General features: G+C 60.8%; 19 protein-coding genes and 1 riboswitch. Of the genes, 12 read left to right on the top strand and 7 right to left on the bottom strand.

The window, feature by feature from the left end:
• Window positions 1-51: 51 nt before the first annotated feature.
• Entirely contained in the window at window positions 52-1,956 is a 1,905-nt protein-coding gene (gene htpG / locus KGB28_RS21770; RefSeq protein ID WP_223447832.1) for a molecular chaperone HtpG, read from the top strand.
• Between the two features lie 66 nt (window positions 1,957-2,022).
• A complete protein-coding gene (locus KGB28_RS21765) occupies window positions 2,023-2,751 on the top strand; it encodes a dienelactone hydrolase family protein (RefSeq protein ID WP_223447831.1) in 729 nt (242 codons plus the stop codon).
• A gap of 132 nt (window positions 2,752-2,883) precedes the next feature.
• Here the strand turns inward: KGB28_RS21765 and KGB28_RS21760 are convergent, their stop codons facing one another.
• The 5 genes from KGB28_RS21760 to purM form a co-directional block, all read right to left on the bottom strand.
• A complete protein-coding gene (locus KGB28_RS21760; RefSeq protein WP_223447830.1) occupies window positions 2,884-3,744 on the bottom strand; it encodes a pirin family protein in 861 nt (286 codons plus the stop codon).
• A gap of 62 nt (window positions 3,745-3,806) precedes the next feature.
• The gene (locus KGB28_RS21755; protein ID WP_223447829.1) at window positions 3,807-4,223 is read right to left on the bottom strand and encodes an OsmC family protein; all 417 of its coding nucleotides are present in this window, start codon (window positions 4,221-4,223) and stop codon (window positions 3,807-3,809) included.
• Window positions 4,224-4,365: 142 nt separating this feature from the next.
• Entirely contained in the window at window positions 4,366-5,079 is a 714-nt protein-coding gene (locus tag KGB28_RS21750) for a DUF3108 domain-containing protein (protein WP_223447828.1), read from the bottom strand.
• Window positions 5,080-5,087: 8 nt separating this feature from the next.
• On the bottom strand, window positions 5,088-5,738 hold the full coding sequence (gene purN / locus KGB28_RS21745) for a phosphoribosylglycinamide formyltransferase (protein WP_223447827.1): 651 nt from the start codon (window positions 5,736-5,738) through the stop codon (window positions 5,088-5,090).
• A complete protein-coding gene (gene purM, locus KGB28_RS21740; protein WP_008049708.1) occupies window positions 5,738-6,796 on the bottom strand; it encodes a phosphoribosylformylglycinamidine cyclo-ligase in 1,059 nt (352 codons plus the stop codon). The genes purN and purM overlap by 1 nt, the downstream gene beginning before the upstream one ends.
• 386 nt (window positions 6,797-7,182) lie before the next feature.
• Here purM and KGB28_RS21735 point away from each other — a divergent pair, with 386 nt between their 5' ends.
• From KGB28_RS21735 to KGB28_RS21710, 6 genes are all read left to right on the top strand, one after another.
• Window positions 7,183-8,235: a DUF2066 domain-containing protein gene (locus tag KGB28_RS21735; RefSeq protein ID WP_223447826.1), complete on the top strand. Its 1,053-nt coding sequence runs from the start codon at window positions 7,183-7,185 to the stop codon at window positions 8,233-8,235.
• Between the two features lie 36 nt (window positions 8,236-8,271).
• The gene (locus KGB28_RS21730; RefSeq protein WP_223447825.1) at window positions 8,272-9,345 is read left to right on the top strand and encodes an AI-2E family transporter; all 1,074 of its coding nucleotides are present in this window, start codon (window positions 8,272-8,274) and stop codon (window positions 9,343-9,345) included.
• Between the two features lie 230 nt (window positions 9,346-9,575).
• Window positions 9,576-10,280: a DnaA regulatory inactivator Hda gene (hda, locus tag KGB28_RS21725; RefSeq protein ID WP_007984552.1), complete on the top strand. Its 705-nt coding sequence runs from the start codon at window positions 9,576-9,578 to the stop codon at window positions 10,278-10,280.
• A gap of 222 nt (window positions 10,281-10,502) precedes the next feature.
• Window positions 10,503-11,135 (top strand): C40 family peptidase, encoded by a 633-nt coding sequence (locus KGB28_RS21720; RefSeq protein ID WP_008017885.1) that lies wholly within the window; start codon window positions 10,503-10,505, stop codon window positions 11,133-11,135.
• A 165-nt stretch (window positions 11,136-11,300) separates the two neighbouring features.
• On the top strand, window positions 11,301-11,837 hold the full coding sequence (locus KGB28_RS21715; protein ID WP_223447824.1) for a C40 family peptidase: 537 nt from the start codon (window positions 11,301-11,303) through the stop codon (window positions 11,835-11,837).
• Window positions 11,838-11,855: 18 nt separating this feature from the next.
• The gene (locus tag KGB28_RS21710; protein WP_223447823.1) at window positions 11,856-12,518 is read left to right on the top strand and encodes an O-methyltransferase; all 663 of its coding nucleotides are present in this window, start codon (window positions 11,856-11,858) and stop codon (window positions 12,516-12,518) included.
• A gap of 106 nt (window positions 12,519-12,624) precedes the next feature.
• On the opposite strand, the gene KGB28_RS21705 is transcribed toward KGB28_RS21710, so the two are convergent.
• Both KGB28_RS21705 and KGB28_RS21700 read right to left on the bottom strand, forming a co-directional pair.
• On the bottom strand, window positions 12,625-13,938 hold the full coding sequence (locus KGB28_RS21705; protein WP_223447822.1) for a PQQ-dependent sugar dehydrogenase: 1,314 nt from the start codon (window positions 13,936-13,938) through the stop codon (window positions 12,625-12,627).
• Between the two features lie 67 nt (window positions 13,939-14,005).
• The gene (locus tag KGB28_RS21700) at window positions 14,006-14,590 is read right to left on the bottom strand and encodes a hypothetical protein (RefSeq protein ID WP_223447821.1); all 585 of its coding nucleotides are present in this window, start codon (window positions 14,588-14,590) and stop codon (window positions 14,006-14,008) included.
• Window positions 14,591-14,743: 153 nt separating this feature from the next.
• Window positions 14,744-14,977, top strand: a riboswitch (cobalamin riboswitch).
• A gap of 81 nt (window positions 14,978-15,058) precedes the next feature.
• On the opposite strand from KGB28_RS21700, the gene cobO reads away from it, so the two are divergent.
• From cobO to cbiB, 4 genes are all read left to right on the top strand, one after another.
• On the top strand, window positions 15,059-15,670 hold the full coding sequence (gene cobO, locus KGB28_RS21695) for a cob(I)yrinic acid a,c-diamide adenosyltransferase (protein WP_057715808.1): 612 nt from the start codon (window positions 15,059-15,061) through the stop codon (window positions 15,668-15,670).
• Window positions 15,667-17,067, top strand: coding sequence for a cobyrinate a,c-diamide synthase (locus KGB28_RS21690; RefSeq protein WP_223447820.1), 1,401 nt, complete (start codon window positions 15,667-15,669; stop codon window positions 17,065-17,067). Before cobO ends, KGB28_RS21690 begins: the two co-directional genes overlap by 4 nt.
• Complete coding sequence (gene bluB / locus KGB28_RS21685) at window positions 17,064-17,714, top strand: 5,6-dimethylbenzimidazole synthase (protein ID WP_223447819.1); 651 nt, start codon at window positions 17,064-17,066, stop codon at window positions 17,712-17,714. Before KGB28_RS21690 ends, bluB begins: the two co-directional genes overlap by 4 nt.
• On the top strand, window positions 17,711-18,460 hold a 750-nt coding region (gene cbiB / locus KGB28_RS21680), incomplete at its 3' end, for an adenosylcobinamide-phosphate synthase CbiB (protein WP_223447818.1). The genes bluB and cbiB, both read left to right, overlap by 4 nt.

Genomic DNA, 18,460 nt, shown 5'->3' with positions numbered 1-18,460 from the left:
CGCCGACCCTCAAGGTCTCGGCTTATGCCATCTGATTGGAGTTTGATGACCATGAGTGTGGAAACTCAAAAGGAAACCCTGGGCTTCCAGACCGAGGTGAAGCAACTGCTGCACCTCATGATCCATTCGCTGTATTCCAACAAGGAAATTTTCCTTCGCGAATTGATCTCGAACGCCTCTGACGCTGTCGACAAATTACGTTTCGAAGCCCTGGCCAAGCCAGAGCTGCTGGAAGGTGGCGCCGAACTGAAAATCCGCGTGAGCTTCGACAAGGACGCTAAAACCGTCACCCTCGAAGACAACGGTATCGGCATGAGCCGCGAAGACGCGATCACCCACCTGGGTACCATCGCCAAGTCCGGCACCGCCGATTTCATGAAGCACCTGAGCGGCGACCAGAAGAAAGACTCGCACCTGATCGGCCAGTTCGGTGTCGGTTTCTACTCCGCCTTCATCGTCGCTGACAAAGTCGATGTGTACAGCCGTCGTGCCGGCAGCGCTGCCAGCGAAGGCGTGCACTGGTCGTCCAAGGGCGAAGGTGACTTCGAAGTTGCGACCATCGACAAGGCCGAACGCGGCACTCGCATCGTCCTGCACCTGAAATCCGGTGAAGACGAGTTCGCCGATGGCTGGCGCCTGCGCAACATCATCAAGAAGTACTCCGACCATATCGCCTTGCCGATCGAGCTGCCGAAAGAAGTGGCCGCTACCGAAGGCGAAGAGCTGCCGGCCGTTGAGTGGGAAACCGTCAACCGCGCCAGCGCCCTGTGGACCCGTCCGCGTACCGAGATCAAGGACGAGGAATACCAGGAGTTCTACAAGCACATCGCTCACGATTTCGAAAACCCGCTGAGCTGGAGCCACAACAAGGTCGAAGGCAAGCTCGAATACAGCTCGCTGCTGTACGTGCCGACCCGTGCGCCGTTCGACCTGTACCAGCGTGAAGCGCCGAAAGGCCTGAAGCTGTACGTGCAGCGCGTGTTCGTCATGGATCAGGCCGAGTCCTTCCTGCCGCTGTACCTGCGCTTCATCAAAGGCGTGGTCGACTCCAACGACCTGTCGCTGAACGTGTCGCGGGAAATCCTGCAGAAAGACCCGATCATCGACTCGATGAAGTCGGCGTTGACCAAGCGCGTCCTGGACATGCTGGAAAAACTGGCGAAGAACGAGCCTGAGCAATACAAGGGCTTCTGGAAAAACTTCGGTCAGGTCATGAAAGAAGGCCCGGCAGAAGATTTCGCCAACAAGGAAAAAATCGCCGGCCTGCTGCGTTTCGCATCGACCCACGGCGACGATGGCGAGCAGGTTGTTGGCCTGGCCGAGTACCTGGCGCGCGCCAAGGAAGGTCAGGACAAGATTTACTACCTGACCGGCGAAACCTACGCGCAGGTCAAGAACAGCCCGCACCTGGAAGTCTTCCGCAAGAAAGGCATCGAAGTGCTGCTGCTGACCGACCGCATCGACGAGTGGTTGATGAGCTACCTCAGCGACTTCGACGGCAAGAGCTTCGTCGACGTGGCGCGCGGTGACCTGGACCTGGGCAACCTGGACTCGGAAGAGGACAAGAAGGCTGCGGAAGAGGTCGCCAAGGCCAAAGAAGGTCTGGTCGAGCGTCTGAAGACCGCGCTGGGCGAATCCGTTGCGGAAGTTCGGGTGTCCCATCGCCTGACCGACTCGCCGGCGATCCTGGCCATCGGTGAGCAGGACCTGGGCTTGCAGATGCGCCAGATCCTGGAAGCCAGCGGCCAGAAGGTTCCGGATTCGAAGCCAATCTTCGAATTCAACCCGGCTCACCCGCTGATCGAGAAGCTCGACAACGAGCAGAGCGACGAGCGCTTCGGCGACCTGTCGCACATCCTCTTCGATCAGGCGGCCCTGGCGGCCGGCGACAGCTTGAAAGATCCGGCGGCCTATGTGCGCCGTCTGAACAAGCTATTGGTTGAGTTGTCGGCTTAACTAAGTTGCAGAAAACCCGCTTCGGCGGGTTTTTTCTTTCTCGGGGTTAACCATCAGGAGTCAGAAATGAGCCAAATCACTGTACGTTCCGTTGCCTATCAGATTGACGGCCAGGCTTACGAAAGCCGTCTGGCCTTCGATGCTGACCATAAAGGCCCGCGCCCGGGTTTATTGATGGCGCCGAACTGGATGGGCGTCAGTGCCGGTGCCGAGGAGATCGCCAGGTCGGTGGCCTCCAAGGGTTATGTGGTGTTGATCGCAGATCTTTATGGTCAGTCGGTTCGTCCGACGAACAATGACGAGGCAGGCGCGGCCATGATGCCGTTGAAGAATGACCGCCCACTGTTGCGCAAGCGCATGCAGGTGGCATTCGAACAGCTGCAAAGCCAGGGTGAAGTGGCTGTCGATACTGCGAAACTGGCCACTTTCGGTTTCTGCTTCGGCGGTTGCTGCGCCCTGGAGTTCGCCCGTACCGGCGCGCCAGTGAACGCGGCGGTATCGTTCCACGGCACGCTGGACACACAGAATCCGGCCGATGCGAAAAACATCAAGGGTAAGGTCCTGGTGCTGCACGGCGCCTCCGATCCATTGGTGCCGAAAGAGCAGTTGCCGGCGTTCGAAGATGAAATGAACGCAGCGGGTGTGGATTGGCAGTTGCTGAGCTACGGCGGTGCGTTCCACTCGTTCACCGACCCGCACGCCAATGTGCCGGGCATGATGATGTATGACGCGAAGGTGGCTGCTCGGGCCTTCACGTCGATGCATAACTTGCTGGATGAAGTGTTCAAAGGTTGATCTGGTGTCAGGCACCGACTTTGTCAGTGTCTGAACCGGCCTCTTCGCGAGCAAGCCCGCTCCCACATTTGACCGCGTTCCAATGTGGGAGCGGGCTTGCTCGCGAAGGCGGTTTCACGGGCAACTAAAATCTCAGGGCAGTTCGATTCGCTCACTTTCCCCCGGTACCGTCGGCCAGTCCCCGGCCGCCCAGCGCCGCCGTGCTTCATCAATCGCTGCCGGATCGCTCGCGACAAAATTCCAGTTGATTCGCCGTGGCCCGTCCAGCGGAGCACCGCCGAACAACACGGCGTGACTGTCGCTTTCAGCAAACAGGGTCATCTCTTCCCCGGCAGGCAGTACCACCAGCGAGTACGGCTCTATCGGCTCGCCATCCAGTTGCACTTCGCCGCTCAACACATACAGCGCACGTTCTTCATGCTCGGTGGGGATGAGCAATGTCGTCGCCGATTGCAGGTGCAGTTCCGCGTACAGCGTAGGAGAAAGCACCGGCACGGGTGATTCCAGGCAAAAGCCTGACCCGGCAATCATGCGAATCTTCACCCCCAGGTTTTCGCTGACCGGCAATGTGGACGCCGGATGGTGGCTGTAATGCCCCGGGCCTTGTTCTTTATCCTTGGGCGAAGCCAGCCAGATCTGCAAACCGTGCATCGTGAAGCCGCTTTCTCTCAAGGCCTCTGGCGTGCGTTCGACGTGGGCGATGGCACTGCCGGCCGTCATCCAGCTGACGTCGCCAGTCACGACCACTTGATCGGAACCGAGGCTGTCCTTGTGCTGGATCTGCCCCTGGAACAAATAGGTGAGGGTGGACAGGCCAATGTGCGGATGTTGGCGGATGTTCATGCCTTTGCCCGGTGGATAACGGGTTTCCAGCATGTGGTCGAAAAACACGAATGGCCCGACGCTGCGGCACTTGGCCGATGGCAGCGGGCGGAGAATCGGCTGGCCTTCGACATCTTCGGTGCGGGGGCGGATCACGAGCGGAGTGTTCATGGTGCGTTCCAGGCTGAGCGGGTGATGCGTTCGAGCATAACCCGCTTGCGCAGCCCTTGCCGCTATTGGCTGAACGCGCCTTCGGACAAATGCGTTTCGATGCTTATTTCAGACGTGGTCATCAGCTTGTGGATCGGGCAGCGATCGGCCACGCGGTGCAGCTCATCGCGCTGGGCGTCGGTGAGTACGCCCTTGAGGGTCAGTTTGACGTGCAGCGCGTACTGGCCTTTCTGTTCCAGGCTGTTGTCGCGCTTGACCTCGACGCCGACTCCGGTCAGCGGGATGTCCTTCTTCCTGGCATACAGCTTCAGGGTCAGGGCTTTGCAGGCACCCAGCGCGGCATCGAAATAATCGTGCGGTTCCGGCGCTGAGCCCTCACCACCCGCCGCGACGGGCACATCGGCGAAGAGTTCATGGTCATCGATCTGGACGCTGTGGCGCAAACCTTCGGCAGAAACGGTGTTGACAGTAACGGTCATGGCAAACCTCGCAGGCGACAGGAAAACTCATTCGATCAAAAAAGACCTTGAAGGTATAGAGCCATCGCGCTTGTCGGGTGTTCCAATTTTCGAGCTCACAAAAAAGCCCCGCAATGGCGGGGCTTCATGGTATCGATCCGGATCAGCTGCCTTTGACTTCCTTGCCGTTGACCGTGCCGTTCAGGAGCATGATGTTGTACTCCTTGCCGTCAGTTTCGACTTGTTGCAGGCGGACCAGCAGGTAATCCCAATCCTTGGCGAACCACATCACGGTGATGCGTTTGCTTTGCGTCGGGTCGCGCACGCGCTCAACCTTGATCGCTTCGATCTGACCGGCCTTGGTGTCGACTTTTTCCGAGCCCAGCACGCGGAAGTCGTAGGTGTCGACTTCACCGCCATCGACCACTTGATAGCTCATGGTCTTTTTGCCGGCGGCGACATCGTGTTGCAGCGCCAACTGATAGGTGGATTTGTCGACCATGCCGCGGTTGAGGGGGAGCTTGACGGCGTCACCGCGATCGGTGCCGGTGATCATCTTGGTGTTCCAGTCGAAATCCAGATCCGCTTTCTTGGCCTTGCCCAAACCGCCACGTTCAAAGTGATAGGACTCTGGAAGAAGCGTGTCCTTGTCCAGAGTCAGGGTGCTTTCCTCGGACAGGCTGGCGATCATCATCGATGCCTTGAAACTCAGTTTCCATTTACCGTCGCTGGTTTTTTCGAGGCTGCGCTCGGCAGTGCCACTCATGGGCAGCTGTTTCCAGTCGGCGGTGTAGCTGGCGGAGAAAGGTTGAAGGTCTGTCGCCTGGGCGAAGGGCAAGGCGAGCAGAGCGCAAGCGAAGAGCAGGGCGCGACGCATAAAATCTCCTAGTTTCGAATCAAGTGGCCGCTGGCCGCGAGTAACTGTCCATCCAGTAAAGCACCTTGCTCGCCGAGGGCCAGACGACCTTCGGCAAACCAGCGTACGGCCATCGGGTAGATCAGGTGTTCCTGAACATGGACCCGCTGCGCCAGACTCTGCGGCGAATCCTGTAACTCTACCGGTATTACAGCCTGTACGACCAGTGGTCCGCCATCGAGTTCCTCGGTGACGAAGTGCACGGAGCAGCCGTGCTCGGTGTCGCCAGCCTCCAGCGCGCGCTCATGAGTGTGTAACCCTTTGTATTTGGGTAGCAGCGAGGGATGGATATTGAGCAGGCGACCCTGATAGTGGCGTACGAAGCCAGCGCTGAGAATGCGCATGAATCCGGCCAGTACCACGAGTTTGGGATTGAAGGCGTCGATCAGTTCGATCAGCGCGGCGTCGAAGGCCTCGCGACCTTCGAAAGCCTTGTGATCCAGGGAGCGGGTGTCGATACCCGCGTCCCTGGCGCGTTGCAGGCCGTAGGCGTCGGCGCGGTTGGAGATCACCGCAGCGATGCGGACCGGGCTGTCGCCGGTCCGCGTGCTGTCGATCAGGGCCTGCAAGTTACTGCCGGTGCCGGACAACAGCACCACCACATCACAGGTCTGAGACATCAATGAGCCTTGAGGTTCTTCAGTTCAACCTGAGCCGCGCCTTCGGCAGCGGTGGAGATCTGGCCGATGACCCAAGGCTGCTCGCCCGCTTCGCGCAGAACATTCAGGGCGGCTTCAACGTGCTCCTGAGCCACGCAGATGACCATGCCCACGCCGCAGTTCAGCACGCGGTGCATTTCGTTCTCGTCAACGTTGCCTTTCTCTTGCAGCCAGTCGAACACTGCAGGACGGTTCCAGCTGGCCACGTCAACCACGGCTTGCGCGCCTTTTGGCAGTACGCGCGGGATGTTGTCCAGCAGGCCGCCACCGGTGATGTGGGCCATGGCTTTGACTGCGCCGGTTTCCTTGATCAGCTTGAGCAGCGGCTTCACGTAGATACGGGTCGGGGCCATCAGCAGGTCGGTCAGCGGCTTGCCGTCGAGCTGGGTGTTTTCGATGTCGGCGCCGGACACTTCGATGATCTTGCGGATCAGCGAGTAGCCGTTGGAGTGCGGGCCGGAAGACGGCAGAGCGAGCAGGGCATCGCCGGCAGCGACTTTGGAACCGTCGATGATTTCGGATTTTTCCACGACGCCGACGCAGAAACCGGCCAGGTCGTAGTCTTCACCTTCGTACATGCCCGGCATTTCAGCGGTTTCGCCGCCAACCAGCGAGCAGCCCGACAGTTCGCAGCCAGCGCCGATGCCGGTTACAACCTGGGCAGCGGTGTCGACGTTCAGTTTGCCGGTGGCGTAGTAGTCGAGGAAGAACAGCGGCTCGGCGCCGCACACCACCAGGTCATTGACGCACATGGCAACCAGGTCGATGCCGATGCTGTCGTGCTTGTTCAGGTTCAGTGCCAGGCGCAGCTTGGTGCCGACGCCGTCAGTACCGGAAACCAGCACAGGCTGCTTGTAGCCGGCCGGGATTTCGCAGAGGGCGCCGAAACCGCCCAGGCCGCCCATGACTTCCGGGCGCGCAGTGCGCTTGGCGACGCTCTTGATGCGTTCGACCAATGCTTCACCGGCGTCGATGTCTACACCGGCGTCCTTGTAGCTCAGGGAGGGTTGCTTGCTCATGATCCAGGCCTTTAGGGGGGGATTTCTGGGTAACGACCGAGTCCGTCGGGAGCGCCGAAACTGCGTAGGCGAGAACCATGCGCGCTATTCGGACACTACCCGGCTGTTGCCGGTCTGCGAAGGCGCGCGATTTTATCAGGCTTGAGCCGCAGCGGCCATCCTCAGGCCGACAGCAGGGCCATATCCGTTCAAAAAAAACCGTTAATGCGCGGTGTCGGTGGCATCCTGCATGGCTGTATAAGGTATCGCGATTAACCGTCTATCGTTATGGCAGTGCGAAAACTTACCCGGAACGTGTGAATGTTTTGCGTCGGGCAACGGTCACAGTCTTGCTCGATCGTCTTCATGCGGTCTGTTCCAGCCGCTCTTGTCGTCAGGAATCTTCCATGCGTTTTTGTAAATTCTTGCTTGTGAGTTGTTTGTCAGTGGTCAGCCTGGTCAGTCAAGCCGAAACCGTCAAAGGCCTTTACCTGGTGCGCGAGCCGGTGAATGGCCAGTCGTCCGAGGAGCGCGACCAGGCGACTCAGCGTGCGTTGGACACATTGGTGTTGCGCCTGACCGGCGACCCCAAGGCTGCTCAAAGTCCGGGGTTGGCAGCGATTCGCAAAGACCCGCAACAGATTATCAGCCAATACGGCTTTGAGGCCGGGCCGCCGGAAGTCCTGAAGGTCGATTTCGATCCGGGTACCACCGAGCAGGCCTTGCGCCGCGCCGGCCTGGCCATGTGGGGTGCCAACCGGCCGTCGATCCTCGGCTGGTGGTTGAATGATTCCACCGAGGGTTCAAGCCTGGTGGGCGACGGCCAGGCCAGCGCGGCGCCGCTGCGTCGGGCTGCCCAGCACCGGGGCTTGCCGTTGCGCTTGCCGTTGGCGGATTTGAATGAGCAGATCGTCGCGACCGCGCCGAATCTGGAGGGCGCAGATCCCACGCCGTTGCATGACGCATCGGAACGCTACAACGCCGACGCCCTGCTCGCGGTACACGCCATGGAAGAGGGCGGGCAGTGGCAAGCCAAGTGGCAATTGTGGCTGGGGGATAAAAAAGAGGCGGGCAGCGTGCAAGGCGCCGATCAGGCCGCCGTGGCCGATGCGGTGATGCTGGCGGTCAATGAGCGCCTGGCGCCACGGTTTGTTGCCAAACCCGGTGCTTCGAGCGAGCAATTGCTGGAAGTGCAAGGCATGAATCTGGAGCACTACGCGTCGCTCGGGCGTTTGCTGGAGCCGTTTGGCGGGCGCGTACAAAGTGTCGAGGGCGACCGTATTCTCTATCGGGTCAATGGCAGCGTCGATCAGCTGCGTGCACAACTGTCGCTGGCGAGGCTCCAGGAAGCACCGGCGGGTCAAGCCCCGGCCCCGGTAGCGCCTGTTCAGCCTGCCACCGGCGGTTCGGTGCCTGTCGCAGCGCCGGCCCCGACCCCGCAACTGCGTTATCGCTGGTAGCTTTTCTTTCTTTATATAGAAGCAATGGAGTGGTTCATGGCCGATACGCGGCGTTGGTTCTGGCTCGGTGGGGTGGTCCTGCTGTGTGCGTTTGTCTGGTTGTTGCATTCGATCCTGACGCCGTTCCTGGTGGCGCTGCTGTTGGCCTACCTGTTCGACCCGCTGGTGGATCGGCTGGAGAAGGCAGGCCTGTCCCGAACCTGGGGTGTCGTAGCGGTGTTTACCCTGTTTACATTGATCTTCACCGCGCTGCTGTTGGTCTTGGTGCCGCTGCTCGCCAGGCAGTTGTTTCGTTTGTATGAGCTGGCCCCGCAGATGCTCGACTGGCTACAGCACACGGCGTTGCCCTGGGCGCAATCGAAGTTCGGCCTGTCGGACGGCTTCTGGAAGTTCGACAAGCTAAAGGCCGCCATCAGCGAACATATGAGTCAGACCACTGATGTTGTCGGCGTGGTGCTGAGTCATGCCACGGCCTCGGGGCTGGCGTTGATTGGTTGGCTGGCGAACCTGGTGTTGATTCCGGTGGTGAGCTTCTACCTGTTGCGCGATTGGGACCTGATGATGGCCAAGGTTCGCAGCCTGCTGCCCCGTGATCGTGAAGCGCGCGCGGTATCGCTGGCAGGTGAATGCCATGAAGTGCTCGGAGCGTTCGTGCGCGGACAGTTGCTGGTAATGGTGGCCTTGGGTGTGATCTACGCGGCAGGCCTGATGCTGGTCGGGTTGGAATTGGGCTTGCTGATTGGCCTGATTGCCGGCCTGGCGGCGATTGTGCCGTACATGGGGTTTATCATCGGCATTGGCGCGGCGCTGCTTGCGGGGCTGTTCCAGTTCGGTGGTGATCTTTACCCGATGCTCGGCATTGTCGCGGTGTTCATGGTCGGCCAGGCGCTGGAGGGTATGGTGCTGACGCCGTTGCTGGTCGGTGACCGGATTGGCCTGCACCCGGTGGCGGTGATTTTCTCGATCCTGGCCGGTGGTGAGCTGTTTGGCTTTACCGGTGTGCTGCTGGCATTGCCGGTCGCCGCGGTGATCATGGTGCTGGTGCGCCATGTGCATGATTTGTATAAGGATTCTGAAATCTACGGGAGTGTCGACGAGCCGCAGGTGTAAGGGCCGTCGATGGGCGTTGGCAGGCTGCCCGGGTTCGTGCCAGGTCAGCCTGCTTGCTTCATGCGACTGTTACATGCACCGCCAAAGAATCTGCCACAAAACCGGTGCATTAACGCAAACCTTTGATTTTGCTTGTGGTCTGTCGCATTGTGCGGTCCGCTTCACGGGTATAAACTTCGCAAACTTTACACAGAGGCCACTAACGGTTCCTTTGGAACTGTTCAGTCAGCATGAAACCGATTCAGCTGCCCCTAGGTGTGCGTCTGCGTGACGACGCCACCTTTATCAACTACTACCCAGGCGCCAATGCCGCTGCACTCGGCTATGTCGAGCGGCTGTGCGAAGCCGACGCCGGCTGGACCGAAAGCCTGATCTACCTTTGGGGCAAGGACGGGGTAGGGCGTACGCACCTGTTGCAGGCCGCCTGCCTGCGCTTCGAGCAATTGGGTGAGCCTGCGGTGTATCTGCCGTTGGCCGAACTGCTCGACCGCGGCATTGAAATCCTCGACAACCTCGAACAGTACGAACTGGTCTGCCTGGATGATTTGCAAGTGGTTGCCGGGCGAGCGGACTGGGAAGAGGCGCTGTTCCATCTGTTCAATCGCTTGCGCGACAGCGGCCGGCGCTTGCTGATTGCCGCATCGACATCCCCGCGTGAGCTGCCGGTGAAGCTGGCGGATCTCAAATCCCGCCTGACCCTGGCCTTGATCTTCCAGATGCGTCCGCTGTCCGATGAGGACAAATTGCGTGCCCTGCAATTGCGCGCATCCCGTCGCGGCCTGCATCTGACCGATGAAGTCGGGCATTTCATTCTGACTCGCGGTACCCGCAGCATGAGTGCGCTGTTCGAGCTGCTCGAGCGTCTCGATCAGGCCTCCCTCCAGGCTCAGCGCAAGCTGACAATCCCGTTTTTGAAAGAAACCCTCGGCTGGTAAACCCACTGAAACCGGGGCTTTTAGCCGGTCAGGCATATTTCAGACGCCAGAAACCCCGCTTTCCTGCAAGGTTGCAGGCCGCGTGTATGTTTAAAATAGGCTTAAGCGCTTAGATGTAAACAAGAAACGGATAAGTCACAAAAAGATCGATAGAATTTGCAAATGAGGTTGATAGCGGGCATAGTCTCGGCTTCTTTACAACTTTCAGCCACGGTCGTGCCCATGCTAAATCGCTTCGCACCCCTCGTGCCTCTCGCACTCGTTACCCTGTTGTTCGGTTGCGCTGCCCACACTCCAGTGGCCCAGCAAGCTCCGCAACAGCAGGTTCAAAACTCCGTTACTGCCCAGTCTTCCGCTCTCTTTCAGGAAGAGCTGGCTACCGAAAAAGAACTCGCAGACTTCGCTGGCGGCAAGTCCTACCAGCTTCCGGTCCTGGCCGACAGCATCCTCGAACGTGGCATGTCCCTGATCGGTACCCGTTACCGTTTCGGCGGTACTTCTGAAGCCGGCTTCGATTGCAGTGGTTTCATCGGTTACCTGTTCCGCGAAGAAGCGGGCATGAACCTGCCACGCTCCACCCGCGAAATGATCAACGTGGATGCTCCGCTGGTCTCGCGCAGCAAGCTTGAGCCTGGCGACCTGCTGTTCTTCGCGACCAACGGTCGTCGCGGTCGCGTCAGTCACGCCGGGATCTACCTGGGTGACAACCAGTTCATCCACTCCAGCAGCCGCCGCAGCGGTGGTGTGCGCATCGATAGCCTGGGTGACAGCTACTGGAGCAAGACCTTCATCGAAGCCAAGCGCGCCCTGGCAATGGCACCTAACGCGTCGCCAATCGTCACTGCACGTAAATAAGCGGACATTTTGTAAGGCGAACTTAAAGTCTTACTTGAAGTTTGTCGCGTAGCCGCTAGAATCTTGATCTACGAATGATGGCAAACCGCCTGCGTCCCACGCAGGCGGTTTTCTTTTCTGCGCTCCCCGCAGAAAAAGCCGCAGCCAGATCAGGATGTTCTGCTTATGACGACGTCGGCCCGCCTCGCAATCATGTTCTTCGCAGCGCTGCTCAGTGCCTGCGCCAGCCGCACACCGCCTCCTGCGCCGGTGGTTCGCGCTCCCATCGTATTTGGTTCCTCACAAGCTTTTTCGCCCGAAGCGGAAGACGTACTGTTTCGCGCGCTCGGTCTGGTGGGCACCCCTTATCGCTGGGGTGGCAATACGCCGGATTCCGGGTTTGATTGCAGCGGCCTGATCGCTTACGTGTACCGCGATGTCGCCGGCATTGCCTTGCCGCGCACCACGCGCGAGATGATCTCCATGCAAGCGGCGAATGTGGGCAAGGAAGGCCTGCAAACCGGTGACCTGATTTTCTTCGCCACCAATGGCGGTTCCCAGGTCAGTCATGCCGGCATCTACGTGGGAGAAGGGCGTTTCGTCCACGCGCCTGCCACCGGCGGCACCGTGAAGCTCGACAGCCTGTCCAAGGCTTATTGGCAAAAGGCTTATCTGAGCGCCAAGCGTGTTCTGCAGCCTGAACACCTGGCGCGTAATCCGTAACCTTCGGAGCCGGTGCTCATGACTGCTCGCACGCTCAATCTCGACGACGACCTGTACCAATACCTGCTCGATGTTTCGCTGCGCGAAACGCCACTGCTCAAGCGCTTGCGCGATGAGACCCAGGCGCTGCCAATGGCACGCTGGCAAGTGGCGCCTGAGCAGGGACAGTTTCTTGCTTTGCTGGTGAAACTGACGGGGGCCAGGCGCTTGCTCGAGGTCGGTACCTTTACCGGCTACAGCGCGCTGTGCATGGCGGCGGCGTTGCCCGCTGACGGTTCGCTGATTTGCTGTGACATCCCCGGCGACTACAACGCCACCGCACGGCGCTACTGGCAAGAGGCGGGGCTCGCCGGGCGGATTGACCTGCGACTGGCCCCGGCGCTGGAAACCCTCGCCGAGCTTGAGCGACAAGGGCAAGGCGAGCAGTTCGACCTGGTGTTCATCGATGCCGACAAGGCCAACTACCCGGCTTATCTGGAACACGCCCTGCGATTGCTGCGGGTTGGTGGTCTGGCGGTGTTCGATAACACCCTGTGGAGCGGGCGCGTGCTTGAGGCCAGCCCCGAGAGCGCGGACACCCGGGCGATCCAGGCGCTCAACCGGGCCTTGAAAGACGATGTGCGGGTGGATCTGTCGTTGTTGCCGTTGGGCGATGGTTTGACCCTTTGCCGCAAACGCTGAGCCCCTGTGGGAGCGGGCTTGCTCGCGAATGCAGGCTGTCAGTCGACTAATATTCTGACTGAAGCACCGCCTTCGCGAGCAAGCCCGCTCCCACAGGTCAAGTGACTTACTTGACTGCCGAAACCCGCCACACCTTGTTCCCCACATCATCGGCCACCAACAGGTCGCCCTGGCGGTCGATCACCACACCCACCGGGCGTCCCATGGCCTGTTCCTTGTCGTTGAGAAATCCGCTGAGCACTTCAACGGGCTTTCCGACGGGTATGCCCGCGCTGAACGGCACGAAAATCACTTTGTAGCCACTGTGGGGGTTGCGGTTCCATGAGCCGTGCTGCCCGATGAATGCCCCTTGGGTGAACGGCGGCGGCAGCTTGCTGTTTTCTGCAAAGGTCAGGCCCAGTGATGCCGTGTGCGGGCCGACGGCGTAGTCCGGGGCGATAGCCTTGGCCACCAGGTCCGGGTTTTGCGGCTCGACGCGAATATCGACATGCTGGCCGTAGTAACTGTACGGCCAGCCATAAAAAGCGCCGTCCTTCACCGAAGTGATGTAGTCCGGCACCAGGTCACTGCCGATTTCATCCCGTTCGTTGACCGCGGTCCACAGCGCGCCACTGTGCGGTTCCCAGGCCATGCCGTTGGGGTTGCGCAGGCCGGAGGCGAAGATCCGCTGCTGGCCGGTGGCACGATCCACTTCCCAGATCGCCGCGCGACCTTCTTCCTTGTCCATGCCGTTTTCGGCGACGTTGCTGTTGGAGCCCACGGTCACGTAGAGCTTGCTGCCGTCCCTGCTGGCGATGACGTTTTTGGTCCAGTGGTGGTTCAGCGGGCCGCCCGGCAGGTCGACAACCTTGACCGGCGGCGACTTGATCTGCGTATCGCCACTTTCATAGTGAAAGCGCAGCAGGCGATCCGTGTCGGCCACATACAGGTCATTGCCGACCAGGGTCATGCCAAAGGGCGAGTTAAGGTTTTGCAGAAACACCGTGCGGGTTTCCGCGACGCCATCGTGGTCCTTGTCGCGCAGCAAGGTGATGCGGTTGGCGCTGGGCACACCGGCCCCGGCGCGGCCCATGACTTTCTTCATCACCCAGCCGCGAATGCCTTTACCGTCTTCGGGTTTGGGTGGTGCACTGGTTTCCGCCACCAACACGTCGCCATTGGGCAGTACATAAAGCCAGCGGGGGTGATCCAGGTCTTCGGCAAAAGCAGCCACTTGAGTGCCCGTGGCGGCAATGGGTTTCGCACCCTGTGGCCAGCCGATGGCCGGGGCGATGTTCACGGTCGGAACCAGTGTCTTGTTGGGCTCAGGTAGTTGAGGTGACGGGCCGGTACCGTCGGAGACTTGCAGGCGGGAGGTCTCGCCACAAGCGGCGAGCCCTGCGCCAAGCGCGATAACGAGAGCGAGCGGGGGCGTGCGCATGCTGGTCTTCCCTATGAATGCCTTGTTCTAATCATAGAGAAGCGTTGTCGTCCGATGGTTCAACCCCTCAGCCGCGTGCTTCCTTGAACAGCACCGCAATGCCGGGGTGATAGTTGCCGGCTTCGTTGCGCAACTTGCGGTAGGCATAAGGGAAATACCAGGCGACAGCGCAGCTGTGTTCCTTTTGCAGGTCGTCGACCATGTCCTGGAGTTCTTCCGGCGTGGCGCCCTGCTGGGCTTTTTGCGGGGCGACGAACAGGCAGCCGAGTTTCAGGTCGCTGGCGTGGCTCAGGCGCTTCGCATCGCTGGCGATGTCGAGCAAGGCCTGGGACAGGTTGAGGCTGTTGACCCGTGGCCAGCGCTGGCTGGTCTGGATGTAGGCGCGGGTTTCAGGCGAGGCCAGGAGCAGGTCGGCGCGGCTGTTGCGTTCGCCTTCTTCCATCTGTTTGCGGGTGGGCGCTTGTTGCAGCGTGACCATCTCGGCCATCCAGGCGGCGGCAGACAGCAGTCCGAGATTGGCCTTTTCGTCGTGCCAGTACGGTGTGTCGCCATCACCGCGGACGGCATTGTAACGGTCGATGCATTCGAACCAGCGCTCAAGCACCGGGCGCAGGAATTCCAGCTTTGGATTGCTGATGATCATGCCTTGCATGGGCTCACCCTTGTTGTTGTGTTGTGAGTTTGTGGCTCTTTGATATCACTGCTGAGAGCGTGGCACAAGATTGACGTCAGTTTATTGATTGATGGCAGTTATTCGGTCGATGGCCTCCCGGCTTTAATTGACGCTCCACCCCCAACCCTCTAACCTTCGCGGCTTGTTTCAGGTGCTCTGTGGCTTGGGTCGACAGAGTGAAACAGGGAAGCCGGTGAGTGAGTCCTTCTGTTGGTCGAAGGCCCGCAATTCCGGCGCTGCCCCCGCAACGGTAAATGAGTGAAAACTGTGTGTGATGCCACTGTGTCGATTCGATGCGGGAAGGCGCACAGTCCGGCCCCGCGCCACTCATGAGCCCGGAGACCGGCCTGATTCATCCAGCGGCATCACGGTGGGCGATGCCAGGCTTTTTGCCTTCTATTCTTGTGCCTGCCCGCCGTTATTCCTGCCTCAACGGAGAGCTCCCCCATGACTGATACCCCCGATCGTGACGAACGCCATCTGGCGCGCATGCAGCGCAAAAAAGCCGTGATCGACGAGCGCATCGCCAATTCCCCGAACGAGTGTGGCCTGCTGCTGGTACTGACCGGCAACGGCAAGGGCAAGAGCAGCTCGGCTTTCGGCATGCTTGCCCGCGCCATGGGGCACGGCATGCAATGCGGCGTGGTGCAGTTCATCAAGGGCCGCAACAGCACGGGGGAGGAGTTGTTCTTCCGGCGCTTTCCCGAGCAGGTGCGTTTTCACGTGATGGGCGAAGGCTTTACCTGGGAAACCCAGGACCGCCAGCGCGACATCGCCGCCGCCGAAGCCGCCTGGGCAGTGTCGCAGCAACTGCTGCGCGATCCGTCCATCGGTCTGGTGGTGCTGGATGAGCTGAACATCGCCCTCAAGCACGGCTACCTCGATCTCGATCAGGTGCTCAGTGACTTGCAGGCCCGGCCGCCGATGCAACACGTGGTGGTCACCGGTCGTGCTGCCAAGCCGGAAATGATCGAGATGGCTGACACCGTCACCGAAATGGGCGTGATCAAACACGCTTTTCAGGCCGGGATCAAAGCGCAGAAAGGCGTCGAATTGTGAGTCAGCCTCGGCACTGTCCGGCGGTATTGATTGCCGCGCCAGCTTCCGGCCAGGGCAAGACCACCGTCACCGCGGCACTGGCCCGATTGCATCGCAATCAGGGGCGCAAGGTCCGTGTATTCAAGTGCGGCCCCGACTTTCTCGATCCGATGATCCTCGAACGCGCCAGCGGTGCGCCGGTGTATCAACTGGACATGTGGATGGTCGGCGAGCAGGAGAGTCGCCGGTTGTTGTGGGAAGCCGCCGCTGAAGCCGACCTGATCCTGATCGAAGGCGTCATGGGGCTGTTCGACGGTACGCCGTCGAGCGCCGATCTGGCGCGGCATTTCGGTGTGCCGGTGCTGGGGGTGATCGATGGCACCGCCATGGCCCAGACCTTTGGCGCATTGGCCCTGGGGCTGGCGCGTTATCAGCCGGACTTGCCGTTCGCCGGCGTGCTGGCCAATCGTGTCGGCACGCTGCGCCACGCGCAACTGCTCGAAGGCAGCCTGACTGAAGGTTTGCGCTGGTACGGCGCGCTGTCCCGGGAAACCGGGATCGAATTGCCGAGCCGACACCTGGGGCTGGTGCAGGCCAGTGAGTTGAACGATCTCGACCTGCGCCTCGATGCGGCAGCCGATGCCCTGGCCAGCAGTTGCGAGGTCGCGCTGCCACCAGCGGTCGAGTTCGCCGCCCCTGATGTCATCGCGGTCGAGCCGCTGCTGGCCGGAGTGCGCATTGCCGTCGCCCGCGATGAAGCCTTTGCGTTCACCTACGGCGCGAGCCTGGATCTGCTGCGGGCGATGGGCGCCGAGTTGTCGTTCTTCTCGCCGATCCGCGACCGAGCGTTGCCGGAGGCGGACAGCCTGTATCTGCCGGGCGGTTACCCGGAGCTGCACCATGTTGCGCTGGCGCAAAACACTGCGATGCTCGACGCGATCCGCGCCCACCACCGAGCAGGCAAACCGTTGCTCGCCGAGTGTGGCGGCATGCTGTATCTGCTCGATTCCCTGACTGATGTCGAGGGCACTCGCGCCGAACTGGTTGGCTTGCTGGCCGGTGATGCGGTGATGCAAAAGCGTCTGGCAGCGCTGGCGTTGCAAGCGGTGGAATTGCCGGAAGGTTTGCTGCGCGGGCACACCTATCACCATTCGCTGACCACCACTGAACTGCCGCCGATTGCCCGGGGCTTGAGCCCTAACGGCGGGCGCGGAGCGGAGGCGGTCTACCGTGAGGGGCGGATGACCGCCTCTTATGTGCACTTTTATTTTCCGTCGAACCCCTCGGCGATTGCCGCGCTGTTTGCGCCGGACCTTGAAGCCGCCTTCGCGAGCAAGCCCGCTCCCACAGGGGATTGCGTTTCTTCAGGCCGCTCACCTTCAAATGTGGGAGCGGGCTTGCTCGCGAAGCGGCCATGAGCGACAACGCATTCTCTGAAGCCGAACGCGCAGCGGTCTATCGTGCCATCGCCGAGCGCCGCGACATGCGCCACTTCAGCGGCGGCACCGTCGAGCCCGAATTGCTGCGGCGCCTGCTCGAGGCCGCGCATCAGGCTCCCAGTGTCGGCCTGATGCAGCCCTGGCGCTTCATCCGCATCAGCGATCGCGCCTTGCGCGGGCAAATCCAGGCCCTGGTGGAAGAAGAGCGCATCCGCACTGCGCTCGCCCTCGGCGAGCGCAGCGATGAGTTCATGAAGCTCAAGGTCGAAGGCATCAACGATTGCGCCGAGGTACTGGTCGCCGCACTGATGGACGACCGCGAGCAGCATATCTTCGGTCGCCGCACGCTGCCGGAAATGGACATGGCTTCGTTGTCCTGCGCGATCCAGAATCTGTGGCTGGCGTCCCGCGCCGAAGGGCTGGGCATGGGTTGGGTGTCGCTGTTCGAACCCCAAGCCTTGGCCGATTTGTTGAATTTGCCACCGGGAGCCAAGCCGCTGGCGGTGCTGTGCCTGGGACCGGTGAAGGAGTTCTACCCGGCGCCGATGCTGGTGCTCGAAGGCTGGGCACAGGCGCGTCCGCTACATGAATTGCTGTACGAAAATTATTGGGGAGTGAGTCAATGAGTGTGGCGTTGTTGAGTGTCGCCGCGGTTGCGCTGGATGCGCTGCTGGGTGAACCCAAACGCTGGCATCCGCTGGTGGCGTTCGGCCGTTTTGCCGAGCGCATCGAGCAACGTTTCAACGGTGGTGGTCGCGGCTGGCGCAGTCATGGCGTCACCGCGTGGGTGACTGCCGTGTTGCCGCTGACGTTGTTGGCCACGGCATTTTCCTGGGCGCCTTATGTTGGCTGGATCGTCGAGATTCTCGCGCTCTATTGCGCCCTCGGCATGCGCAGCCTCGGTGAGCACGTCACGCCTGTGGCCAAGGCCCTGCGCAGTAATGACCTGGAAGCGGCGCGCACGCGCGTGAGCTATCTGGTCAGTCGCCAGACCAGCGAGCTGGATGAAACCGAGGTCGCCCGTGCCGCTACCGAGTCGGTACTGGAAAATGGCAGCGATGCGGTGTTCGCGGCGTTGTTCTGGTTTGCCGTGGCCGGCGCGCCGGGCGTGGTGCTCTACCGCCTGAGCAATACGCTGGATGCGATGTGGGGTTATCGCAATGAACGCTTCGAACGGTTCGGCTGGGCGGCGGCGAAGGTCGACGATGTGCTCAATTACATTCCTGCGCGCCTGGTGGCACTGACTTACGCGCTGCTGGGCAAAACCCGCCTGGCGTTGAAATGCTGGCGCACCCAGGGCCCGACCTGGGACAGCCCGAACGCCGGTCCGGTGATGGCGGCAGGGGCGGGTGCCCTTGGCGTCGAGTTGGGC

Source organism: Pseudomonas sp. BF-R-19 (assembly GCF_019956445.1).
GTDB classification, from domain to species: Bacteria; Pseudomonadota; Gammaproteobacteria; order Pseudomonadales; family Pseudomonadaceae; genus Aquipseudomonas; species Aquipseudomonas fluorescens_BH.
Note: the sequence above shows the minus strand (reverse complement) of the source record. Positions and strands in the feature narration are given on the sequence as shown.